21 protein-coding genes are annotated in these 19,452 nt (G+C 71.0%); 9 read left to right on the top strand and 12 right to left on the bottom strand.

The features are described 5' to 3' along the window. Window position 1 precedes the first annotated feature (1 nt). Window positions 2–1,051, bottom strand: coding sequence for a zinc-binding alcohol dehydrogenase (locus tag KBX08_RS24815; protein WP_210785789.1), 1,050 nt, complete (start codon window positions 1,049–1,051; stop codon window positions 2–4). Between the two features lie 153 nt (window positions 1,052–1,204). Between KBX08_RS24815 and KBX08_RS24810 the strand changes: the two genes are divergently transcribed. Then, window positions 1,205–2,596 (top strand): KamA family radical SAM protein, encoded by a 1,392-nt coding sequence (locus KBX08_RS24810; protein ID WP_210785782.1) that lies wholly within the window; start codon window positions 1,205–1,207, stop codon window positions 2,594–2,596. Window positions 2,597–2,651: 55 nt separating this feature from the next. On the opposite strand, the gene KBX08_RS24805 is transcribed toward KBX08_RS24810, so the two are convergent. The 4 genes from KBX08_RS24805 to KBX08_RS24790 form a co-directional block, all read right to left on the bottom strand. Continuing rightward, a complete protein-coding gene (locus KBX08_RS24805; protein WP_210785781.1) occupies window positions 2,652–3,716 on the bottom strand; it encodes a hypothetical protein in 1,065 nt (354 codons plus the stop codon). Further along, a complete protein-coding gene (locus KBX08_RS24800) occupies window positions 3,713–4,282 on the bottom strand; it encodes an RNA polymerase sigma factor (RefSeq protein ID WP_210785780.1) in 570 nt (189 codons plus the stop codon). The genes KBX08_RS24805 and KBX08_RS24800 overlap by 4 nt, the downstream gene beginning before the upstream one ends. 116 nt (window positions 4,283–4,398) lie before the next feature. After that, entirely contained in the window at window positions 4,399–5,058 is a 660-nt protein-coding gene (locus KBX08_RS34485; protein ID WP_210785779.1) for a polysaccharide deacetylase family protein, read from the bottom strand. A 661-nt stretch (window positions 5,059–5,719) separates the two neighbouring features. Further along, the gene (locus KBX08_RS24790) at window positions 5,720–5,914 is read right to left on the bottom strand and encodes a CsbD family protein (RefSeq protein ID WP_088989634.1); all 195 of its coding nucleotides are present in this window, start codon (window positions 5,912–5,914) and stop codon (window positions 5,720–5,722) included. A 157-nt stretch (window positions 5,915–6,071) separates the two neighbouring features. On the opposite strand from KBX08_RS24790, the gene KBX08_RS24785 reads away from it, so the two are divergent. Further along, on the top strand, window positions 6,072–6,683 hold the full coding sequence (locus KBX08_RS24785; protein ID WP_210785778.1) for a histidine phosphatase family protein: 612 nt from the start codon (window positions 6,072–6,074) through the stop codon (window positions 6,681–6,683). Here the strand turns inward: KBX08_RS24785 and KBX08_RS24780 are convergent. The 3 genes from KBX08_RS24780 to KBX08_RS24770 all read right to left on the bottom strand — a co-directional run bounded on the left by KBX08_RS24780 (window position 6,613) and on the right by KBX08_RS24770 (window position 9,481). Then, window positions 6,613–7,119, bottom strand: coding sequence for an Lrp/AsnC family transcriptional regulator (locus KBX08_RS24780; RefSeq protein ID WP_091398289.1), 507 nt, complete (start codon window positions 7,117–7,119; stop codon window positions 6,613–6,615). The two genes, KBX08_RS24785 and KBX08_RS24780, sit on opposite strands and share 71 nt — an antisense overlap. A gap of 107 nt (window positions 7,120–7,226) precedes the next feature. Beyond that, complete coding sequence (locus tag KBX08_RS24775; RefSeq protein WP_210785777.1) at window positions 7,227–8,369, bottom strand: acyl-CoA dehydrogenase family protein; 1,143 nt, start codon at window positions 8,367–8,369, stop codon at window positions 7,227–7,229. Then, window positions 8,366–9,481, bottom strand: a complete 1,116-nt coding sequence (locus KBX08_RS24770) for a Xaa-Pro peptidase family protein (RefSeq protein ID WP_210785776.1) — start codon at window positions 9,479–9,481, stop codon at window positions 8,366–8,368. Before KBX08_RS24770 ends, KBX08_RS24775 begins: the two co-directional genes overlap by 4 nt. Window positions 9,482–9,683: 202 nt before the next feature. Between KBX08_RS24770 and KBX08_RS24765 the strand changes: the two genes are divergently transcribed. Then, window positions 9,684–11,051 carry a glycosyl hydrolase family 18 protein gene (locus tag KBX08_RS24765; RefSeq protein WP_210785775.1) on the top strand — a complete coding sequence of 456 codons (1,368 nt, stop codon included), beginning with the start codon at window positions 9,684–9,686 and terminating at the stop codon, window positions 11,049–11,051. A gap of 64 nt (window positions 11,052–11,115) precedes the next feature. On the opposite strand, the gene KBX08_RS24760 is transcribed toward KBX08_RS24765, so the two are convergent. Then, a complete protein-coding gene (locus tag KBX08_RS24760; RefSeq protein ID WP_210785774.1) occupies window positions 11,116–12,003 on the bottom strand; it encodes a winged helix-turn-helix transcriptional regulator in 888 nt (295 codons plus the stop codon). 164 nt (window positions 12,004–12,167) lie between these two features. Between KBX08_RS24760 and KBX08_RS24755 the strand changes: the two genes are divergently transcribed. The 3 genes from KBX08_RS24755 (at window position 12,168) to KBX08_RS24745 (ending at window position 14,746) form a co-directional block, all read left to right on the top strand. Then, window positions 12,168–12,395, top strand: coding sequence for a hypothetical protein (locus KBX08_RS24755; RefSeq protein WP_112588019.1), 228 nt, complete (start codon window positions 12,168–12,170; stop codon window positions 12,393–12,395). Window positions 12,396–12,453: 58 nt separating this feature from the next. Next, window positions 12,454–13,410, top strand: coding sequence for a 5'-3' exonuclease (locus tag KBX08_RS24750; RefSeq protein WP_210785773.1), 957 nt, complete (start codon window positions 12,454–12,456; stop codon window positions 13,408–13,410). 127 nt (window positions 13,411–13,537) lie between these two features. Beyond that, entirely contained in the window at window positions 13,538–14,746 is a 1,209-nt protein-coding gene (locus KBX08_RS24745; protein WP_210785772.1) for a low temperature requirement protein A, read from the top strand. A 14-nt stretch (window positions 14,747–14,760) separates the two neighbouring features. On the opposite strand, the gene KBX08_RS24740 is transcribed toward KBX08_RS24745, so the two are convergent. Next, on the bottom strand, window positions 14,761–15,519 hold the full coding sequence (locus tag KBX08_RS24740) for an aspartate/glutamate racemase family protein (RefSeq protein ID WP_210785771.1): 759 nt from the start codon (window positions 15,517–15,519) through the stop codon (window positions 14,761–14,763). Further along, window positions 15,516–16,343, bottom strand: coding sequence for a hypothetical protein (locus tag KBX08_RS24735; RefSeq protein WP_210785770.1), 828 nt, complete (start codon window positions 16,341–16,343; stop codon window positions 15,516–15,518). Before KBX08_RS24735 ends, KBX08_RS24740 begins: the two co-directional genes overlap by 4 nt. 253 nt (window positions 16,344–16,596) lie before the next feature. Here KBX08_RS24735 and KBX08_RS24730 point away from each other — a divergent pair, with 253 nt between their 5' ends. Then, window positions 16,597–16,803 carry a hypothetical protein gene (locus tag KBX08_RS24730; protein ID WP_007460667.1) on the top strand — a complete coding sequence of 69 codons (207 nt, stop codon included), beginning with the start codon at window positions 16,597–16,599 and terminating at the stop codon, window positions 16,801–16,803. A 78-nt stretch (window positions 16,804–16,881) separates the two neighbouring features. On the opposite strand, the gene KBX08_RS24725 is transcribed toward KBX08_RS24730, so the two are convergent. Continuing rightward, window positions 16,882–17,244 carry a helix-turn-helix domain-containing protein gene (locus KBX08_RS24725; protein WP_210785769.1) on the bottom strand — a complete coding sequence of 121 codons (363 nt, stop codon included), beginning with the start codon at window positions 17,242–17,244 and terminating at the stop codon, window positions 16,882–16,884. Window positions 17,245–17,339: 95 nt separating this feature from the next. Between KBX08_RS24725 and KBX08_RS24720 the strand changes: the two genes are divergently transcribed. After that, window positions 17,340–18,221 carry an NAD(P)-dependent oxidoreductase gene (locus KBX08_RS24720; protein ID WP_210785768.1) on the top strand — a complete coding sequence of 294 codons (882 nt, stop codon included), beginning with the start codon at window positions 17,340–17,342 and terminating at the stop codon, window positions 18,219–18,221. 162 nt (window positions 18,222–18,383) lie between these two features. Further along, window positions 18,384–19,343, top strand: a complete 960-nt coding sequence (locus KBX08_RS24715; protein ID WP_210785767.1) for a TIGR03557 family F420-dependent LLM class oxidoreductase — start codon at window positions 18,384–18,386, stop codon at window positions 19,341–19,343. Window positions 19,344–19,452 lie beyond the last annotated feature (109 nt).

Genomic DNA, 19,452 nt, shown 5'->3' with positions numbered 1-19,452 from the left:
TTCAGTCTGCCGCGACCCGCGCCGCGAACAGCTGACGCACCCCAGGCTCGGCCCGCAGCAACCCCAACGCCAACTCCGCGTGCCCCGGCACGTACCCGTTGCCCACCAGCATCGTCACGTCCGCCGCCAACCCCTCCGCGCCCAACGCGGCAGCCGAGAAGCTCGTCGCCATCGAGAAAAAGATCACCGTGCCGCCGTCAGCGGTGGCCAGCACCGCCCCGTGCTCACACCCCGGCACGTCCACGCAGACCACAGTCACGTCCGCCGGCACCCCGAGCGCGGTGGTCACCGCCGTGGACAACCCCACCGGGTCGCGCGCGTCGGCCAACGCCACCACCGACGCCAGACCGGCGGCCGTCAGCGCGTCACGCTCCGCCGCCACCGGCACCACCCCGACGGTACGCGCGGCGCCCGCCCGTCGCGCCGCGGCGAGAGACAACGACCCGCTCTTACCCGCCCCACCGATCACCGCGACCCGCACCGGCGTCGGATCACCGCTACGCCGACGCTCCTCGACGTAACGCGACACCACCCGGGCGGTCAACGCGGGCGCCCCGCACACGTCCAGCACGGCGAGGGACAACTGCGGGTCCTCGTCGTCGGGCAGCACCGCGGCGATGGAACGCGCGAACAGGATCGCCCACCCGTCACAGGGCACCTGCTCGCTGCGCCCGTCCCACCGGGCCAACCCATCGGTGATCACCAGAGGCGTCAACGTCAACGACACCAGGGTCGCGACCCGCTCCCCCGCCCTGAGCCCCAGCGGGGACCGCCGACCGGCCTCCTCGACCGTGCCGATCAACATCCCGCCCGAACCGGTCACCGGGTTCTGCATCTTCCCCCGGGTCGCGATGATCTCCAGCACCTCGGCGCGGACCGCGTCACCGTTGCCGCCGTGCTTCTCCGACAACTGCCGGAAGCTCGCCGCGTCCAGGTTGAGCCGCTGCACCCGGATCCGCACCTCGTTCGGCGCGATCGCCGCCGACGTGTCCAGGCGCCAGGCCGCCTGCGGCAACACCCCCGCCGGTTGCACGACGCGGTGCAGTCCCACCGGTGACGTCACGCCAACCTCCCCCTGCCAGCCGTCCGAAGCCCCGGTCAAGGCTCGCGTAACGGGAAAACTTACGGCAGACTAGTTTCTGTACCGAATATTTTCCAGTAGCCTTCGGGCTTCGATGATCAGCCGTAACACCGAGGAGGGGCCGTGACCCAGACCATCCCGCACCCCCGTCACGTCCCGGCCGCCACACCGACCGCCGGGCAGCCCTACGAATACCACCGCCGCCCCCTGGTCGAACCCGACTGGACCCGCTTCCCCGGCTGGCGCCACGTCACCCGCGACCAGTGGGAATCCGCCCAGTGGCAGCGCGTCAACTGCGTCAAGAACATCAAGCAGCTCCGCGCCGTCTTCGGTGACCTGATCGACGAAACCTTCTACGCCGACCTCGAGGCCGACCAGTTGGCCCTGGCCACCATGTCCATGCTGGTGCCACCACAAATGATCAACACGATGGTGCCGTTCGCGACCCTCACCACCGAGGCGCTGCTCGCCGACCCCATCCGCCGCTACATGATCCCGGTCGCCTCCGACCGACGCACCGACTGGCCCTCACACCCCTACGCCAGCCGCGACAGCCTCCACGAGCACGACATGTGGGTCGCCGAAGGGCTCACCCACCGCTACCCCACCAAGGTCCTCGCCGAACTGCTCTCCACCTGCCCCCAGTACTGCGGACACTGCACCCGCATGGACCTCGTCGGCAACTCCACCCCCGCCGTCGACAAACTCAAACTCACCCTCAAGCCCGTCGACCGCTACGACGCCCACATCGCCTACCTCAAGGCCCACCCCGGCGTCCGCGACGTGGTCGTCTCCGGCGGCGACGTGGCCAACGTCCCCTGGCGCAACCTCGAGTCGTACCTCATGCGCCTGCTGGAACTGGATACGGTCCGCGACATCCGGCTCGCCACCAAGGCCCTCATGGGCCTACCCCAACACTGGCTGCAGCCCGACGTCGTCGAGGGCCTGGAACGCGTCGCCCGCACCGCCGCCCGCCGCGGCGTCAACCTCGCCATCCACACCCACGTCAACCACGCCCAGTCGCTCACCCCACTGGTCGCCAAGGCCGCCCAGACCGCCCTCGACGTCGGCGTCCGCGACGTCCGCAACCAGGGCGTCCTCATGCGCGGCGTCAACGCCACCACCCCGGAACTGCTCGACCTCTGCTTCGCCCTCCAAGGCGAAGCCGGGATCCTGCCGTACTACTTCTACATGTGCGACATGATCCCCAACGCCGAACACTGGCGGGTCCCGGTCTGGCACGCCCAGCAACTCCAACACGACATCATGGGCTACCTTCCCGGCTACGCCACCCCCCGCATCGTCTGCGACGTCCCCTTCGTCGGTAAGCGCTGGGTGCACATGCTCACCGACTACGACCGTGAGCGCGGCATCTCCTACTGGACGAAGAACTACCGCACCTCCATCGAATCCGCCGACCTGGAGGCGCTCAACAAGCGCTACGCCTACTACGACCCGATCGACACCCTGCCCGCCGACGGCCAGCAGTGGTGGCACGACCACCGCGACGACTGACCCACCGACGGCGGCGCCCCCGAGGTGATCACCCCGGGGGCGCCGCCGTCCTCCGTCACCGGCAGCCCAGGCCCTGGACGTATCCGGGCCGCAGCGTCCCGGCTGCGATCTCGTCGGCGTACTCCCAGAACACCTCCGGCCAGTCGCCCGTCTTGTCCATGTCCCGCAACACCCGCCACCCGTGGCTGCTCCGCAGCGCCTCGGCGGCCCGCCGCACCCCGGCCTCATCCCCGCTCGTCCTCGCGCGCTGCCACTCCGCGATCCACCCGCAACCGACCCGCGACGTCACAGCGGCGCCGAACTGATAGGGATCGTTGACGCCGACGTCAACCAGTGCCGCCACATCGAAGCCCGGCGGGAGCGGCACGTCCGCGAGCACCTCGGCCGCCCGCGCCAGCGCCCGCTCGGAAGTGACGATCTCCGGCGGAAGCGCACCCAACCACGTACGCGCATCCGCCCGGACCACATTCGCGAGGACCCGGGCGAACCCTTTCCGGGACCAGTCACCCCCGGTGCGCAACTCGACGAAGACCCCGTCACGGGGACGGAGCAACACCTCGAAGTCGCTGGCGGAATACTCGAACAGGTCCCCCGGCCAGCCATCGACCTGCACAGCCTTCGGACGACTGACGTTGAGCCGGTCGGCGTAACGGTCGGCGTAACCGTCAGCCGGATACCAGTCGAACTCCAACTCGCGCCCACCGTTGCGAAACACGATGGTGCCCGCCTCCTGGGTGAACCCGTACACGACTGTCGCCTTCCAGCCGGGCCGGTTGATCAGCAACCGCGGATTCTTCTCCGCAGCCCGCATCGCCACCGGCGAGTAGACGACCGGAGCACCGGCGCTGGGAGCGGAAGCCACCTCCCCGACCTCTTCGGACCCGCGCGGCAGAACAGAGACGGACAGGACGCTGGCGAGGACCACGGCCGCCGCCGTCGCCACGCCAGCAAAGCGACGCACTCTCGGTTGCCGTCGGGGTGGTTCCACGAACCGACCGAGCGTCGACTCCGACATGATCTCCCCCAGGAGGGCCTGCTTCACCCCGTCGAACTGTCCGACGAGGTCCCGCCGAGCGGGGTCAGCTTCCCGAACCAGCAGGTCAAGGTGTTCCTCGGTCATCTCTGCTCCTTCCGGGTGGCTGCGGTCAGCACGTCGAGTACATGTCCAGGCGGGCCAGGGCCGTCACCGACCAATTCGCGCAGCCTGGCTCGCGCACGCGAGAGCCGTGTCCGCACCACTGCGGGACCGACCCCGAGAACCGCAGCCACCTCGCGCGGCTGCAAGCCCTCCCACACGGTGAGCATCAACACCTCGCGGTCCAGCTCACCCAGACCCGCCAACGCCGCCCGGACAGCGAGCCGCTCGGGCACCTCACTGCCCGGATCGGCGGCGACCGCGGCGGCGATCTGCTCACGTAGCCGTTCACCCAGCCGCTGCCGGCGAACCCCACCCCGGTGATGGTTGGCCAGCACCCGCCGGGCCACCCCGTACAGCCAGAGCCGAGCTTCACCGTCGGCCGGAATGTCATGCCTGCGCCGCCAGGCGACCAGGAAGGTCTCCGCGACGACGTCGGCCGCGTCCTCGGGATGCGCGACGCGCCGCAGCGCGTACGCCAACAACGGCTCGAAGTGCTCAAGGTAGACGCGCTGGAAGCGGTCCTCGTAGTACTCAATGCCGGAGCTCACGTTCACTCCATGTCCGGTGGGACCTCAACCGTGACAGGTCGCGCCAGCCCGTTTCCCCTACCTCAACCCGGCCGCTCCCCTGGCGTGCACAGTGCCGCACCTGGCGCGACGGGCCGTCAGGCGGTCAACACCTCGGACAACGGCGCCGGCACCAGCCCCCGCTCCCGCAATCCGGCCAGGATGTGCGGCAACGCCTCATCGGTCATCGCCGCGTTCGCCTCGGTCACATGCATGATCACGACTGATCCGGGGCGAACGTGGTCCAACACCGCCCGCACCAACGGCTTCCACGCCGTCGCGAACGGATCGCCGCTGACCACGTCCCCGTCGACCACAGTCACACCCAGCGGTGCCAACGCGTCCAACGCCGCCGCGTCGTGGCACAAGCCCGGAAACCGGAAGTACCGGGTCTGCCGACCCCCGTACGGCGCGATCACCTCGAACGTCTTCGCCACATCGCCGGCCAGCTCGTCAACCGGCAGCCGGGGCAGGTCGTAACAGTCGGCGGTGAACGCCGCGTGCCCATAGGTGTGATTGGCCAACTCGAAGCGCGGGTTGCCGGCGATCCGCCGGGTCACGTCCGGATACCGCTTGACCCACTTGCCGGTCAGGAAGAACGTCGCCGGCACCTGCTCCCGCTCCAGCAGGTCGAGAATGCGCAGGTTCGCGTACGACTTCACCCGGCCGGCCCGCAGACTGGCCAACATCCCATCGGTCATGTCCGCGTCGAAGGTCAGCGCAACCTTGGCACCGGTGCGCGGGCCGTGATCCACCACCGGCGCCCTGCTCCCCACCCGCGTCGCGCCCGGGAAAGCCGGAACAGCCGGAACCGTCGGTGTCGGGACACTCTGTGGGGTGGCGGGAGCCGTTGGCGTCGGAACCGCCTGCGATGCGCCGGCCGGCGGCGCGGGCGCAGACGTGGACGAGCCGACGAAGACCGGCCCCTCCGGTGGTGGCACCCGGGACGCCGTGCACGCGACACTGCCGACAACGGCCGCCGCAACCAGTACGCCACACCACAATGGGCGGAGGCGGGGTCGGATCACGCCGCAGATCATCGCAGACGCGAAAGCGCCTCACTGACCCGCGCGGACCGTCTCGAACGCCGGCGGACGCACCTCGCCCACCTCGCCCCCGAGAGGCAGTGGCCCCCCGGCGACGCGGGCATTGCGCGCGTGGAGCGTCGGGGCGGTGCCACTCCGGTCGGCGATATCCCTCAGAGGCATCAATATGACTCCCAGGTATATGGCTCACCAAGGATTCTCCCGCCCGAGATGGTGCCGAGGCCGCCACCGCAGTTGGCCACGCAGGGCCGCGGGGCGTACATGGTGACCGCCACGCCGAGCAGGAAAAAGGGCCAACGCGGCCAGCACCAGGGAACGCAGCACGACGGGTCCCCGGGCGACGGTGCGCCCGGGGACCCGTGGACCGCTCAGGTCACTTCGTGAACGAGTCCTTCACGTTTCGACCAGCGTCCTTAACGTTCTGACCGGCCTGCTTGGCGCGCGCGTCGCTCTGCTGGCTGGCGCCCTCGCCACGCATCCGCTCGTTGTCGGTCATGTCGCCGACGCGCTCCCTCGCGGCGCCGGCCATCTGCTCAACCTTGTTCTTTGCCTTCTCGGTGAAGCTCATCGCGCCTCCTCGGTCTGGCGGTTGTCCTGGCTCGCTTGCCCGGTCTCCGGGTGCCGAAACCGGCAGTGCCGGTCGGCACACCCGCTAAGGCATCCTAGGAAGATGGGTAGTGGGAGGGTCTCCTGTCGGCGCCACCTCGCGATGGTTAACTGACCGCATGGGAGAGCTCCTGCTGATCCGGCACGGCGAGACCACCTGGAGCGCCAGCCTGCGGCACACCTCGTACACTGACCTGGAGCTGACCCCCGACGGCGAGCGACAGGCCCGCACCCTGGCCGCGTTCCTGGCCGGCCGGCGCTTCGTCACCGTGCTGACCAGCCCCCGCTCCCGGGCGCTGCGCACCGCGCAGCTGGCCGGGCTCACCGTCGACGCCGTCGACGAAGACCTCAGCGAGTGGAACTACGGCGAGTACGAGGGCCGCACCACCGTCGACATCCACGACGACGATCCGCACTGGAACATCTGGACCGACGGCTGCCCCGGCGGGGAGTCCCCCGCGCAGGTGGGCGAACGGCTCGACCGGGTGCTGGCCCGCGTCACCCCGCTGCTCGACCGCGGCACCGTCGCACTGGTCGGGCACGCGCACAGCCTGCGGGTGCTCGGTGCCCGCTGGATCGGCCTGCCCCCGTCCGCCGGTGGGCGCTTACGCCTGGACACCGCCACGGTCAGCGCGCTCGGTCACGAACACGGCCGGCAGGTCATCCTGCGGTGGAACCAGCCGGCTCCTCCGGCGCCCGGGACCGCGACCGACTCGGTGCCGCAGAGCTGATCTTCGGCGGCCGGTTCTCGTACGGCGTGGACAACACCACAGTCGTCCGGGTCGTGACGTTCGCCGAGGTACGGATCTCCTGGAGCACCCGCTCCAGGTCGGTGGGGCTGGCCACCCGCACCAGCAGCAGGTAGAAGTCCTCCCCCGCCACCGAATAGCAGGAGTCGATCTCCGGCAGGTGGGCCAGCCGCTCCGGGGCGTCGTCCGGCTGCGACGGATCGAACGGCCGGATCGCCACGAACGCGGTCAGCGGCAGGTCCAGCGCCTCGAACGACACCCGGGCGGCGTACCCCTTGATCACCCCGCGCTGCTCCAGCCGACGGACCCGCTGGTGCACGGCGGACACCGACAGCCCCACCCGCTCGGCCAGGTCGGTGTACGACAGACGGCCGTCGGCGGTCAGCGCGGCGACGATAGCGCGGTCGATCTCCTCCACGGCGTGCAACCTACCGGGAAAACCGTCGCACGGCGACGAGGTACCCGAGTGGCGGACCGCGGTGGGCCGTGACACCCCCACCGCAGCCCCACCGCCACGTACCGCCGTCAGCCCTTGGCCAGCGCCCGCGAGATCACCATCCGCTGGATCTGGTTGGTGCCCTCCACGATCTGCAACACCTTCGCCTCACGCATGTACCGCTCCACCGGGTGGTCGGCCACATAACCCGCGCCGCCGAGCACCTGCACCGCGTCGGTCGTCACCCGCATCGCCATGTCGGTGGCGAACAGCTTCGCCTTGGCCGCCTCGATGGCGTACGGGCGGCCGGCGTCGCGCAGCCGGGCCGCCGCCAGGGTCAGCGCGCGAGCGGCGGAGATCTGGGTGGCCGCGTCGGCGAGGAGGAACCCCAGCCCCTGGAAGTCGATGATGGAGCGCCCGAACTGCTGCCGCTCCCGGGCGTAGGAGACCGCGTAGTCCAGGGCGGCCTGGGCCAGCCCGACCGCGCACGCCGCGATGCCCAGCCGGCCGGAGTCCAGCGCGGACATCGCGATGGTGAAGCCCATCCCCTCGCCGCCGATCAACCGGTCGGCCGGCACCCGCGCCTCGTCGAAGGCGACCTGCGCCACCGGGGAGGCGCGCAGCCCCATCGTCCGCTCGGCCGCCTGCGGGGTGATACCGGCCGTGCCCGCGTCGGCGAGCAGGCAGGAGATCCCCTTCGGACCGGGCCCGCCTGTGCGGCAGAAGACGTTGTAGAAGTCGGCAGTGCGGGCGTGGGTGATCCACGCCTTGGTGCCGGAGACCAGGTACGCGTCGCCGTCGCGATCCGCCCGGGTGGTCAGCGCCGCCGCGTCCGAGCCACCCTGCGGCTCGGAGAGGCAGTACGCGCCCAGCAACTCGCCACCGAGCATGTCCGGCAGAAGCTTGCGCTGCTCGTCGCTGCCGAACGCCGCCACCGGGTAGCAGGACAGGGTGTGCACGCTGACCGCCTCGGCGACAGCGAGCCAACGGCTGGCCAGGATCTCCAGCACCTGCAGGTACACCTCGTACGGCTGCGCCGCGCCGCCGTACTCCTCGGGGTAGGGCAGGCCGAGCAGGCCGGCGCGGCCCAGCGTGCGCAGCACCTCGCGGGGGAACTCGGCGCGTTCCTCGAAGGCCGCGGCCTTCGGCGCGAGCTCGCCGTCGGCGAGCTCGGTGGCGAGACCCAGCAGGTCGTGGGCCTCGTCGGTGGGGAGGATCCGGTCGACAGTCATAGCGCGATGAGCTCCGTGGGGGTGGTGTTGAGCCGTTGCACGCCGTCCGTCGTGCAGACGACGATGTCCTCGATGCGGGCGCCGTGCCGGCCCGCCAGGTAGATGCCCGGTTCGATGGAGAACGCCATGCCGGCGTCGAGGGGTCGGTCGTTGCCGGCCACCAGGTAGGGCTCCTCGTGCCCGTCCAGGCCGATGCCGTGGCCGGTGCGGTGCAGGAACGCGGGACCGTAGCCGGCGGCGGCGATCGGCGCTCGGGCAGCGGCGTCGCCCGCCGCGGCGGTGATCCCGGGGCGCACCGCCTCGACGGCGGCGCGTTGGGCGTCGCGCAGCACCTCGTAGTAGTCCAGGAAGTCGGCCGGCGCCGACCCGCCCGCCAGGTAGGTGCGGGTGCAGTCGGAGCGGTAGCCCGACGCCATGGTGCCGCCGATGTCGACAACCACCGGCTCGCCGAGGCCGATCGGACGGTCGGAGGTGCCGTGGTGCGGGCTGGCTCCGTTGGGCCCGGCCGCCACGATGACGAAGTCGACGGTGACGTGCCCGGCGGCGCGGATCGCCGCGGCGATGTCGGTGGCGACCTCGGCCTCGGTGCGACCGGGGCGCAGCCACTCGCCCATCCGCAGGTGCACCTCGTCGATCGCCGCGCCGGCCTCGGTGAGCGCCGCGACCTCCGCCGGGGACTTGCGGATCCGCAACTCGCGCAGTACCTCTCCGGCGAGCCGTTGCGCGGCGTCGGGCAGCGCCGCGCGCAGGCCGAGGACCTGCTCGGCCCACATCCGGTCGGCGAGCCCGACCGCCGCGACCGGGCCGTCGAGGGCGGCGACGACCAGGGGGTACGGGTCGGTGCCGTCGACGTGGTCGACGATGCGCACCCCGGTCGCCGGCGCGGGGGACGCCTCGGCGGCCGGGCGTTCGAGCCGGGGCACGACGAGGGTCGCCTCGCCCTCGGCGGGCAGCACCAGGCAGGTCAGCCGCTCCCCCGCGTGGGCGTCGTACCCGGTCAGATACCGCAGGTCGGAGCCGGGCGTGAGCAGCAGGGCGTCCAGGCCCGCGGCGGCCGTCGCGCGCTGCGCGGCGATCAACCGATCCGGCGGATACAGCTCGTCGATTCCCACCCCGTCAGCTTAACGGTCGTTTGGGCAAACCCCATATCGACACCGATCGTCGGAAAATCCATCGACGTTGATTGACGCGGACAGTTAACACTCTTTAAGATTTGGCTGCCTCGAGGCCCACCCGTCCCTGCGTCCCCGCACCCCCCGCCCGCGACAAACCTGCGCGGGCGGGTGTCGTCCCCCGCCCACGGGAAGGCCCCCGATGTCCTCACCACTGCGCCGCGCCCTCGCCGCCGGCCTGCTCGCGCTCGCCACGGCCGGCGCCACCCTCACCGTCATTCCCACCGCCGCGCAGGCCGTGGTGCTGCCGAACAACTTCAAGAGCGTCGGCTACATGCCCTCCTGGGCCGGCAACATCAACACCATCCAGTACAACAAGCTCACCCACATCAACTACGCCTTCGTCCTGCCCAACAGCAACGGCACTCTGCAAGGGGTGGACGGGGCCCGGCTCTCCTCGCTGGTCTCGCAGGGGCACGCCAACAACGTCAAGGTCTCCATCGCCGTCGGCGGCTGGAACGACGGCAACGACTCGGCCTTCGAGACGCTCGCCGCCAACGCCACCAGCCGCACCAACTTCGTCAACAACCTGATCAACTTCGTCAACCAGTACAACCTCGACGGCGTCGACATGGACTGGGAGTACCCCGACCCGGGCGCCTCGGCCAACAACTACACGGCCCTCATGACGCAGCTCAGCAGCGCCCTGCACAGTCGCGGCAAGCTGCTCACCGCCGCCGTGGTCAGCGAGGGCGGCAGCGTCCAGGGCGTCCAGACGGCAGTGTTCAACCAGGTCGACTGGCTCAACATCATGGCGTACGACGGCGGCAGCCCGCACGCCAACTACGACTGGTCGATCAACAGCATCAACCTGTGGAAGGCCCGCGGCCTGCCGGCCAGCAAGGCTGTCCTCGGCATCCCGTTCTACAGCCGCCCCGTCTACTACAACTACTCCTACCTGGTCGGACTCGACCCGGCGAACGCCAACCGGGACTGCGCCACCATCGGCGGCAGCCAGCAGTGCTGGAACGGCATTCCGACCGTCAAGCGCAAGACGCAGTGGGCCCTGGCCAACGCCGGCGGCGTGATGAACTGGGAGCTGTCGCAGGACACCAGCGGCTCGACCTCACTGCTCAGCGCCATGTACGACACCATCATGGGCGGCACCACCCCGCCGCCGACCGGCCGCACCGGTCAGATCACCGGGATCGCCGGCAAGTGCGTCGACGTGGCCTCGGCGAGCACCGCCAACGGCGCCGCCGTCCAGCTCTGGGGTTGCAACGGCACCAACGCCCAGACCTGGACCGTGGCCAGCGACAGCACGCTGCGCGCCCTCGGCAAGTGCGCCGACATCACCAGCGGCTCCACCGCCAACGGCGCGAAGGTCCAACTCTGGGACTGCAACGGCAGCGGCGCGCAGGTCTGGCAGGCGCAGTCCAACGGCACGCTGCGCAACCCGCAGTCGAACAAGTGCCTCGACGCCAGTGACAACAGCTCCGCCGACGGCACCCGGTTGCAGATCTGGGACTGCTTCGCCGGTGCCAACCAGCGCTGGACGCTCCCGGCCTGACGCCCCGCCCGCAGGGTCCCCGGACCAGCTGGCTCGCAGGTGCCCCCGGTCGACGCGAAAGGCGTCAGCCGGGGGCCCCTACGTGCTCACCGACCAGGGCGAGCATCTCCTGCACCGAGCCGGCCGGGTCGGTGACCGGGAACTGCACGGCCCGCACCACCGCCGTCGGGTCGACCAGCAGGGTCAGTCGCTTGAACCGGGTCATCCCGCCCGCGCGGAACACCGGCAGCAGCAACCCCGCCCCCAGCCGACCGTCCTCATCCGACAGCAGCGGAAACGGCAGTTCGGCGTACGCGGCGAAGTCGGCGAGCTGGTCGGGCCGCTGGGTGCTGATGCCGTACACCCGGACACCGGCTCTCACGAAGTCCGGATGACGCTTGGCGTACGTGGTCGACTCCAGGGTGCAACCACGGGCGCCGGGAATCTCCGCCCAGCCGGGCGGATAGCCGTGCGTCCCCGGCGCGTACGCCCCGGGGAACAGGTAGAGGACCGTCCACGCGTCCGTCGCGGCCACCGCCACCGGTTGCCCGTCGGCGGTGGGCAGGACGACAGCGGGCAACCGTCGGCCGACCAGGTCCTGCGCGCGGCGCGCCTCGGCCGAGCCCGCGCCGGCCGTCGCGGTCACGTCACCGTCGCCCATCAGATGCCTCGTCCCCCAGTCCTGCAGCGCGATCAGCACCGGCAACAGCCCCTCGCCCCTCGCGGTGAGCAGATAGTCGTACCGGGGTGGGTGTCGCGAATACGGTCGGCGCTCCAACACACCGTGCTCGACCAGGGCGGCGAGGCGCTCGGTCAGCGCCCGCCGGCTGACGCCCAGCTCGCGTTGCAGCGCGTCGAAGCGGGTCGTCCCGCCGGCGACGTCACGCACGATGAGGAACGTCCACCAGTCCCCCAGCACGCCGAGCGCCTGTGCGATGCCGCAGTCCGCATCGGCAAGATCCTCTCGCCGCACCGGCTACCTCCATTGGTTCCGTCCCGACTATAGTCCGTTTCAGATTGGAATGCTCTGCGTCGACGGCCGGCAGCGGTCCGCGCGTCGGTTTCCCCGACCGAACGCCACCGGGAGCCATAGTCTGGGATCGGGGAGCAGCCCGGACTCCCCACCGGGAGGACCACGTGGCAGCGAACCAGGCGAGCAGGGCGGCGACCCGCCGTCGCCGGCAACTGTGGGCCGGGGTCCTCGCACTCGTCGGCCTGGTCCTGCTGGTCATCGGGGTCACCGTCGCCGACGGCGTCGCGGCCTGGGTCGAGGTGGTGGTCGCGATCCTGCTGCTGGTGACCAGCTACGTCGTGCAGCGCCTGGCCCGACGCGAGACCGTCTACCGGCCCGACGAGCGACGCTGACATCACCGGCGGCCGGGCGTACGCCAGATCGTCGGACGGTTGTGCCAGGCTGTCCGGCGTGGCACACCGACCCCCGATCCTGCTGATCGACGCAGCCAGCCTCTACTTCCGGGCCTACTTCGGCATACCGGAGTCCGCCGCCAAGGCCGAGGACGGCACCCCGGTCAACGCGGTGCGCGGCTTCCTCGACATGCTCGCCACCCTGATCCGGGTGCGGGGCGCCGACCGGATGGTCTGCGCACTCGACTACGACTGGCGCCCGGCGTGGCGGGTCGACCTGCTGCCGTCGTACAAGGCGCACCGGGTCGCCCCGCAGGGCGGCGAGATCGTTCCGGACACCCTCTCCCCGCAGGTGCCGATGATCCTGGAGGTGCTGACCGCGGTGGGCATCACCGCTGTCGGCGCGACCGGCTACGAGGCGGACGACGTGCTCGGCACCCTCTCAGTGACCCAGCCCGGCCCGGTCGAGGTGGTCTCCGGCGACCGGGACCTGTTCCAACTCGTCGACGATGCGCGACCGGTCCGGCTGCTCTACGTCGGGCGCGGCGTCGCCAAGCTCGACGACTGCGACGACGCCGCCGTACGGGCCCGCTACGGTGTGCCCGCCGACCGGTACGCCGACTTCGCCGCGCTACGCGGCGACCCGAGCGACGGGCTGCCCGGGGTGGCCGGCGTCGGCGACAAGACCGCCGCCCGGCTGATCGAGCGGTACGGCAGCATCGCCGGCATCCTGGCCGCGCTCGACGACTCCGACTCGTCCTTCGCACCGGGCCTGCGCGCCAAGCTGGTCGCGGCGCGCGACTACCTGGGCGTCGCGCCGACGGTGGTCCGGGTCGCCCTGGACGTGCCACTGCCGGAGCTGCCCACCGCGCTGCCGAGCGCGCCGGCCGACCCGGACCGGCTGCTCGAGCTCGCCCAACGATGGAACCTGGCCGGCTCGGCCCGCCGCCTGGTCGACGCCCTCGCCGCCCCTCGCGGCGGCGCGAAGCCGTCGACGCCCCCGCAAGCGGGGTAACCACCCGACACGACCCGGTCGGGGGACGAGCGGGCGAACGCCGGATCCCGCGCTCGCCCGCTCGTTACCGTCCGTAGAGGTGGACCGGACAGGTCCATCGAGTCGAGCGGTTCCGCAGGAGTATCCCGTGCACCTCGCCGCGCCGGAGCCCGGATCGCCACGGGCCAGCGGTCCGCCGGTGCGCGACCCGGAGGCCCCACGCCGGGTCACCCTCCTCGAACTCTTCTTCGACCTGGTGTACGTGGTCGCACTGGCGCTCATCTCACGGGGAATGGTCGACCAGCTCGACTGGCACCGTGCCGCCGAGGCACTGATCATGCTGGCCGCCGTCTGGTGGACCTGGGCGATCACCACACTGGTCACCGACCTGTACAACCCGGAACGCACCGAGATCAAGCTGCTGATCAGCGCCGTGATGTTCGGCGCGCTGCTGATGACCACGGCGATCCCGCAGGCGTTCAACGATCGGGGGCTCGTCTTCGCCGGCACCTACGTGGCGATCCACCTGGGGCGTGGCCTGTTCCTGATGCCGGCCGTACGCCGCGAACCGCAGACCCAGCGTCGGGCGGCCCGCATCTTCGTCTGGTTCACGGTGTCGGCGATTCCATGGCTCATCGGCGCGTTCGTCAGCGGGGACGCCCGGATCGCGTGCTGGGCCGTCGCGCTCGCCATCGACTACCTCGGCTTCCGGCTCGCGTACCCGGTGCCGGGGCTCGGGGTGGTGCCCGAGAAGCAACGCAACGTCACCGCGGAGCATCTCTCTGAGCGCTACCAGCAGTTCTTCATCATCGCGCTCGGCGACGCCATCCTGACGATCGGCACCATGTTCAGCATTAAACACAACGAGGCCGAGAACATCGGGGCCTTCGCGGTGGCGTTCCTGACCACGCTGCTGCTCTGGCGGATCTACGTGCACAAGTCCGGCGAGCTGCTGCCGACCGCCATCCAGGCGGCCCAGTCGCCCAGCAAGTTCCTGTTCAGCGCGCCGTACACCCACCTGTTGATGATCGCCGGCGTGGTCACCACGGCGGCCGGCTTCCACCTGGTGCTGCACGAGCCGACCGGGCGGACGCCGCCGGCCTGGCTGGCGGTGATCCTCGGCGGCCCGGCGCTGTTCCTGGCCGGCCGGGCCTCGTTCGAGTACGAGGTGTTCAGCCGGGTGTCGTGGTCCCGACCCGGTGGGGTGCTGGCGCTGCTGACCATCGCCCCCGCCCTGCTGTACCTGCCGCCGGTCTTCGCCTCCCTCGGCGGGCTGCTGGTCCTGGTCGGCGTGGCCTACGCGGACTTCCGGCGTAGCCACGGCAAGCCGCCGGAGGCCCCGTCACCGCCGCACTGAACCAAACCCGCCCTTCACCGCGGAATCGGGCCGGCCAGCAGCCGGCCCGCGTCGGGCACGTACGGTTCGACACCCAGACCGGTGAGCAGTTGATGCACTGTCGCCGTCGCCGCGGTGAGCACCGGGCGCCCGAGACGGGCCTCCACCTGCGGCACGGCCGCCAACGACGGCAGCTGCACGCAGGCGGAGAGGACCACCGCGTCCACGCCGGTCACGTCCAGACGACCGGCCAGCTCGACCAGCCGCGCCGCGGGGATGCGCCCGACCGCCACGTTGTCCGGCTCGCAGAGGCTCACCGAGTCGGTCACCTGCACGCCGTACGCGGCGAGGTAGGCGGCGACAGTCGCTGTCAACGGCGGCAGGTACGGCGCGATCAGGGCCACCCGGCGGGCACCCAGCGCCCGCAGCCCGGCGACCAGCGCGCCGGCACTGGTCACCACCGGCATGTCGTGCCCGGCGCGAACGGCCGCGCGACCCAACCGCCGCTCGGCCCGCTCGTGCGCGCCGGCGCCCTCGCACATCACCGCCACCAGACAGGCGTACGCGAGCACATCGCAGCGGGCATCGGCCAGCTCCGCGACGCAGCGCAGGGCGGAGCGGTTCATCCGGGCCAACTCGTCGGCCGTCACCTGACGCAGCCGTACCCGACTGGCGTGGGTGGTGAAGCGGACCGTCGGATCGACGACCTCGCGTCGGCGCAGCATCGCCGGGATCTCGGTTTCCATCGTGGTGTTGGAACTGGGCACCACCAGGCCGATGCGGTAGCCGCTCACACCAGTGCCCCGGCGTACCCCCGGACCCGCAATCGTTCCCGGGCACCTCCGGCCAGGCGTACCTGTAGGCCGAGCGGCGCGGCGGCGCGGCGGACGTCGTCCAGGTGCAGCGATCCGTGCCGGTCCACGGTGAGCACCGGCGGTTCTTCGAGGTCACCCTCCGGCGCGTGGAACGAGAGCAGCGTGACCGAGGTGGTGAGGTAGCCCGGGTACGCGGCGCGGGCCGCGGCCTCGTCCCGGTGGACCAGCACCACCAGATCATCGAGGTGGGCGAAGTCGGCGGCGAGGGCGCCCGCCTTCCAGTGCGCCGGTTCCTCCGCCGCGCCGGTGAGATGCCGGGAGCGGTTCGCCGAGGTGATGTAGAGGTGATCCGTTCCGGTCTCGGCGAGCGCCCGCTCGAAGAAGGCGTTGGACGGGCAGGTCAGCCCTGGTGCGATCACCTGGGTGGTCCGCATCCCCTGGTCGATCTGGGTGAGGTGCTCGGGGAGCCGATCCGCCGCGGGCCCGCGGAAGCCGAACGGCCCGGCCCCGTAGAGGGCGTCCATCAGCGCCCGCACCCGACCGACAGGCAACCGCGGCGAGATCCGCGTCCAGTCGAACATCCCGGGGATCCGGCCGATCGCGGTGGTGATGCTGCCGACCTGGTGGACCGGACGGCCCTTGGCCAGGTTGACCCGGCGTACGGTGGCCGCGTCGGGACGCGTCACGATGACGTAGAAGTTGGCGAACGCCGCCGCGACGATCGCGCCGCCAGCAAGCGCGCGGGCCGCGACCGCGACGTCCTCGGGGCGGTCGATATAGAGGGGCGGTGTCGGGGCGTCCATGAGTCCTCCTCGGCGGGGCCGTGAGGCAGTTCTACGTCCCCTCACCCGGATGACGGCGAGGTCGGTCGCGGATCCGATAGCCGACAGGCGCTACCCGGTGCGGGCGGCGGATACCCGGGCGGTACACAACGACGGACGGCATCGGCCGGATGGGGGATCCGGCGGGGGTCCGTAGCACGCAACCGTTAGCCGCGCGACCCGATTGGGTACAACGGCTGCACCTCAGATCCACCACATACCTCAGGAGGCAGCGATGCGCGGCACCTCGATTCTCGGAGTCATCGTCGTGATCTGGTTGGTGATCGGCGCCATCGCCGGTGGCCAGCGCGGTTACTACAGCGGCGACGACACCAACTGCGCCGAGGCCGGCACCATCCTGGTCACCATCGTGGCCGGGCCGTTGAACTACATCGGCGCCAACCCGAAGGTCGACTGCAAGCTGCCCGAGCCTTCCAAGTAGACGACAGACGTACCCCGGCCCGTGTCCCCACTGCGGGGGCACGGGCCGGCGCGGTTTCGACGAGGTCGCGCAGGATCACTAGGCCGTCTCCTCCCCCGACCGTCGACCGGTCGACCGGTCGCGTCCCCAGGCGGCCAGTGGCTCCAGGGCCTCGTTGAGGCGCGTGCCGTCCTCGGTCAACGAGTACTCGACGCGGGGCGGCACCTCGTCGTAGGAGACGCGGTGCACCACGCCGTCCGCCTCCATCTCCCGTAGGTGGGAGGCCAGCACCTTCTCGGTGATCCCCGGAAGCAGTCGACGCAGCTCGCCGAAGCGACGCAGGGGGTGCTCGTGGAGCGCCCAGAGGATCAGCACCTTCCACTTGCCGCCGATCACCTCCATCGCGGTGTCGATACCGCAGGTGTGTCCGTCCGCGGTGCCCGGCCGGTTCACCGTCGCCATACCCACCCCTCCGACGTGCTCGCTCACCCCCGGGTAACCACGCACTCCGAAGTGCGTACTTGATCATCTGGGGACCGATGACCAGCCTAATCGGCATGGAACCGAACACTGTGGAGAAGCCCTCCGTCACGATGCTGGGACTCGGTGCGATGGGTACCGCGCTGGCCCACGCCTGGCTTGCCGCCGGCTACCCGCTCACCGTCTGGAACCGCACCCCGGCCCGCGCCGCAGCGCTCGCGCCCGACGGGGCAAGGATCGCGGGCAGCGCCGCTCAGGCGGTCGCGGCGAGCACCCTGGTGGTCGTCTGCCTGTTGGACGACAGCTCGGTCGACGAGGTGCTGGCTGGCGTGGACCTGGTCGGCCGGGACCTGGTCAACCTGACCACCAGCACCCCTGCCCAGGCCCGCGCCCGCGCGGCCTGGGCCCGCAGCCGCGGCGCGCGCTACCTGGACGGTGGAATCATGGCTGTCCCGCCGATGGTCGGCGTCCCGGAGGCCGGCGGCTACGCCTTCTACAGCGGCTCGCGAGCGCTGTTCGAACGGCACCGGGAGACGCTGGGCGTCCCCGTCGGCACCACCTACGTCGGCGAGGACGCCGGCTTCGCGGCCCTGCACGACGTGGCTCTGCTCAGCGCCATGTACGGAATGTTCGCCGGGGCCGCGCACGCCTTCGCCCTGATCCGTCGGGAGGACATCGACCCGGCGGCGTTCGCGCCACTGCTCGCCGACTGGCTCGTCGCGATGGTCCCGGCGGTGCACCAGACCGCCGACCAGCTGCGCGGCGGGGACTACACCACTGGAGTCGTCTCCCCTCTCGCCATGCAGGTGGCCGGCACCTCGACCTTTCTGCGCACCGCCGAGCAGCAGGGCGTCAGCCCCGAACTGCTCCTTCCCTACTTCGACCTGATGCGCCGCCGCCTGGCGGAGGGCGGTGGCGAGGAGGACCTGACTGGCGTGATCGATCTGCTGGTGCGGTGACGATGTCCGGTGGCTGGAGGCGGTTCCTTGGTGCCTGACGTCGCCCACCGCACACCGGCTAGGGCATCCTAGGAGGCTGGTTTGCAGCTCGCCGGCGTTTGTCCGCGCCGAGACCGGGAACCGCCGATGTCTCAGTCGGCGAACGGGATCGGGAGTGTGGGCATGCAGATCGGCTACAAGCTGGCCGCGGAGGGATACGGCCCGCAGGAGATCATCCGGCAGGCCGAGCGGGCCGAGCGGGCCGGCTTCGACTTCGTCGAGATGAGCGACCACTTCCACCCGTGGCTGGACGCTCAGGGGCACTCGTCCTTCACCTGGAGCGTGCTCGGCGCCATCGCGGCCAGGACCAGCACCCTGCGCCTGGCCACCGGGGTCACCTGCCCGACCGTCCGATACCACCCGGCGATCATCGCGCAGGCCGCTGCGACAATGGCGCTGATCTCCGACGGCCGGTTCACCCTCGGGGTGGGCGCCGGAGAGCGGCTCAACGAGCACGTGGTCGGGCAGGGCTTCCCCAGCGTGCGAGGGCGACACGAGCGACTACGCGAGGCGCTGGAGATCATCCGACTGCTCTGGCAGGGCGGCTACCAGTCATACGAGGGCCGGCACCTGCAACTGGAGGACGCCCGGATCTTCGATCTGCCGGACACCCTGCCCGTGATCGCGGTGGCGGCCAGCGGTGAGGTGTCGGCGCGGCTCGCCGCCGAGTTGGGCGACGGCCTGTTCGCCACCGAGCCGGACGCGTCGATCGTCGAGCACTACCGCCGCGCCCAGGGTTCGGGCCCGCGCTACGCCGAGGTGCCACTGGCCTGGGCCACCGACGAGCAACAGGCGGTGCAGGCGGTGTTGCAGACGAGCCGATGGATGGTCACCGGCTGGAAGGTGATGAGCGAACTGCCGAACCCGGTCAACTTCGACGCGGCCAGCGCGTACGTCGAGGAGAAGCACATCCGGCAGCTCTTCGCCATCGGCCCGGACCCGGAACCGCACGTCGCGAAGGTCCGGTCGTACGTCGAGGCCGGCTTCGACCACATCGTCCTGCAGAACGCCGGCCCCGACCCGGACGGCTTCCTCGACTTCTTCGCCGGCGACCTCTCCGGCCGTCTGCGCGCGATGGGCTGAGGGCGCACCCATCCGCTCGCCGACGGCAGGCCAGGAGGCTGGTTCGGAGCATTCGCCGCCGGAGGTGTCGCCCGCATGACCATCAGCTACGCCAGGGGTACAGCCGGCG

It is taken from the genome of Micromonospora sp. H61 (assembly GCF_018070325.1).
In the GTDB taxonomy this organism is placed as follows: Bacteria; Actinomycetota; Actinomycetes; order Mycobacteriales; family Micromonosporaceae; genus Micromonospora; species Micromonospora salmantinae.
This window is presented reverse-complemented; position numbering and strand designations above follow the sequence as displayed.

Excerpts from the sequence above, each read along its gene's own strand:
- KBX08_RS24805 (WP_210785781.1), bottom strand. The coding sequence starts at position 3,716 with ATGACCGAGGAACACCTTGACCTGCTGGTTCGGGAAGCTGACCCCGCT.
- KBX08_RS24790 (WP_088989634.1), bottom strand. The coding sequence starts at position 5,914 with ATGAGCTTCACCGAGAAGGCAAAGAACAAGGTTGAGCAGATGGCCGGC.
- KBX08_RS24785 (WP_210785778.1), top strand. The coding sequence starts at position 6,072 with ATGGGAGAGCTCCTGCTGATCCGGCACGGCGAGACCACCTGGAGCGCC.
- KBX08_RS24775 (WP_210785777.1), bottom strand. The coding sequence starts at position 8,369 with ATGACTGTCGACCGGATCCTCCCCACCGACGAGGCCCACGACCTGCTG.
- KBX08_RS24765 (WP_210785775.1), top strand. The coding sequence starts at position 9,684 with ATGTCCTCACCACTGCGCCGCGCCCTCGCCGCCGGCCTGCTCGCGCTC.
- KBX08_RS24735 (WP_210785770.1), bottom strand. The coding sequence starts at position 16,343 with ATGGACGCCCCGACACCGCCCCTCTATATCGACCGCCCCGAGGACGTC.
- KBX08_RS24730 (WP_007460667.1), top strand. The coding sequence starts at position 16,597 with ATGCGCGGCACCTCGATTCTCGGAGTCATCGTCGTGATCTGGTTGGTG.
- KBX08_RS24725 (WP_210785769.1), bottom strand. The coding sequence starts at position 17,244 with ATGGCGACGGTGAACCGGCCGGGCACCGCGGACGGACACACCTGCGGT.
- KBX08_RS24720 (WP_210785768.1), top strand. The coding sequence starts at position 17,340 with ATGGAACCGAACACTGTGGAGAAGCCCTCCGTCACGATGCTGGGACTC.
- KBX08_RS24715 (WP_210785767.1), top strand. The coding sequence starts at position 18,384 with ATGCAGATCGGCTACAAGCTGGCCGCGGAGGGATACGGCCCGCAGGAG.